The 2,110-nt window shown below is 38.8% G+C and carries 1 protein-coding gene and 1 pseudogene; one reads left to right on the top strand and one right to left on the bottom strand.

What is annotated here, in order from left to right:
• Positions 1–392: 392 nt before the first annotated feature.
• Entirely contained in the window at positions 393–1,805 is a 1,413-nt protein-coding gene (locus tag H1P_RS36975; RefSeq protein ID WP_186376292.1) for a collagen-like protein, read from the top strand.
• A 95-nt stretch (positions 1,806–1,900) separates the two neighbouring features.
• Here the strand turns inward: H1P_RS36975 and H1P_RS32920 are convergent.
• Positions 1,901–2,110: pseudogene (locus tag H1P_RS32920) on the bottom strand (LL-diaminopimelate aminotransferase); the annotation flags it as partial.

Here is a 2,110-nt window from a genome sequence, read left to right as displayed (position 1 = left end):
TTTTGAAGATTGGCGATTGCTATAAACGGCTATATTCAAGCAAATTCATTTAATTATTTCCTTGAGAAAATTATCTGCGGAATGTCAGTTTTTGATAAGCTTTTCAAGCTTTTCTCTGTAAATTGTCATTGACGTTCATCAACCAAGACGCATTTAAACTGGGTTTTTGTAAATTAGTAAAATCTACTTTACTTGCTCGTTTAATGTTTAATAAAATGATTACCAAGAATAAATAGAATAAATACCGATCAGCCTCTACCGTAGGCTGTATTTTTTTGCCTGTAATGTAATTTTATTGTTTGTATTGTTAACTTAACTTAAAAAAACTTGATAAATTTGAAAAAATATGGCATACCATTAGCGAAAGTCAAGTCGAATTATCTTTTGTTACCATGTTAGTGCGTTTTCTAGGTCAATTATCTTTGGCAGTTGCCATTCTTGCTATTCCTCAATTCTCTATTGAGACTGCTGATTCTATGTTTTGTGCTTCTCTCGCTAGAGCTTCTGAGGTAGAAGATTTTGGAGAAAGAGGAGAAGATGGAACTGTCGGACAAAAAGGTCAAAATGGGAGAAACAGTGATAGTCTGACAGTATTTGCCGATGGTTCACCAATGACATTAGATTTGTCAGGAGAGAATGGTTTTATTGGTAATAGTGGAACTAATGGTGGTGGTGCAATTTGCGATGGAGAGCTAAAAGAAAAGTCCAATAATCTACAGGCTTCTAATGGCGGACATGGTGGAGATGGTGGAGATGGCGGAAACGGTGGTCATGGTGGTTCATTAACTGTCTACACCACAGAGCCAAGCTATTTACAGCAAATCTATGTAGTCGCTAGTGGGGGCGAAGGAGGCGAACCAGGACAAGGAGGACAAGGAGGACAGGGGTGTCAATGTCCTGTGTCTAACTGGAATGAACAAACTTGTAAAGGAAGACCAGGAAGTTCTAAGTATAGTTGCACTACTACAGAGTTGCAGTGTGTTGATGGCTATGATGGTAGAACTGGTAGAGCTGGTATAGCTGGTAGAAATGGTCGTCTGGGAACTTTAACTGTAATTAATTTAGATAAGTCCCTGACTCCAGACCGTCCTCAAGCTACTTTAACTATGGGAGAGTTGCAAGATCGCGGATTTACTCTATCAAGAAATGAATGGGAAACTAAAACTGGTGCAACTTCTTTGCTTGCTCCAGGTTCAATTGTGGCAGATGAGTATCAAGAGCTAGTAGCACGCCATGAGCATACTGTCTTGTTAGTTTGGGATGCTTCCCAACCTGTAGCGGATTTCGCTGATGAACGAATTACTCTCAGTTTGGATGGAGAAAATAATCCTAATCTGAATTTCCCTGATGATTTGTGGTTAGAAACTAGCGAACTAAAAAGAGATCGAGTTTCTGAGTTTTTTGTATTTAATGCAGTACGAGAAAAAGATGTCACTCGCCTTAAACATCAAGGCATATCGGGAACAGGAGAGAATTTAAAATTAGCGATAGAAGATCGAGCTCAAAAGTCTAATGTTTTAGATACTGATTTTTCGATTAGGTATCGGGTTAGTAATTCTGTTGATGATGCCAGATTTCGTCGGGTATTTGATTACAAAACAAAGTATGAGGGTCAAGTGCCTCCAGAAGCAATCGAAAAAAATGGCGATCGCTTTATTCTCAACTTGGGTCAATTACCCATACCCCCAGAGTATCTACAATTAGGTACTGCTGTTGAGGTGCAATTAGTGGCAAATCGCTCTTTTGCTGATAAGTACTCTAAGGAACAAAAAATTACTGTCAGAGACATTATCGAACGAAATTAGTTTTCAGGATTGAGGATAAGGGATGAAGTAGTCAAGAAGTTAAGTATTAGTCTGACTTTATCATCGTCGCGATCTTTAAATCTCTAATTTTCTAACTACTGATACTTGATTTTTGCCTGTTGAAAGCGTTTTAAGACTTCGCCTAAGCGATCGCAATCTGTGATTAAACTGATTCTGACATAACCTTCTCCTGCTTCACCAAAAGCATTGCCAGGGGTGACAACTACTCCTGTGTTTTGCAGCACATCTAAAGCAAATTCTGTTGAACCTTTACCGACAGGGGTTTCTATCCAGAGATACATCGT

Origin of the sequence: Hyella patelloides LEGE 07179, from assembly GCF_900659865.1 — a bacterium.
Taxonomy (GTDB): Bacteria; Cyanobacteriota; Cyanobacteriia; order Cyanobacteriales; family Xenococcaceae; genus Hyella; species Hyella patelloides.
This window is presented reverse-complemented; position numbering and strand designations above follow the sequence as displayed.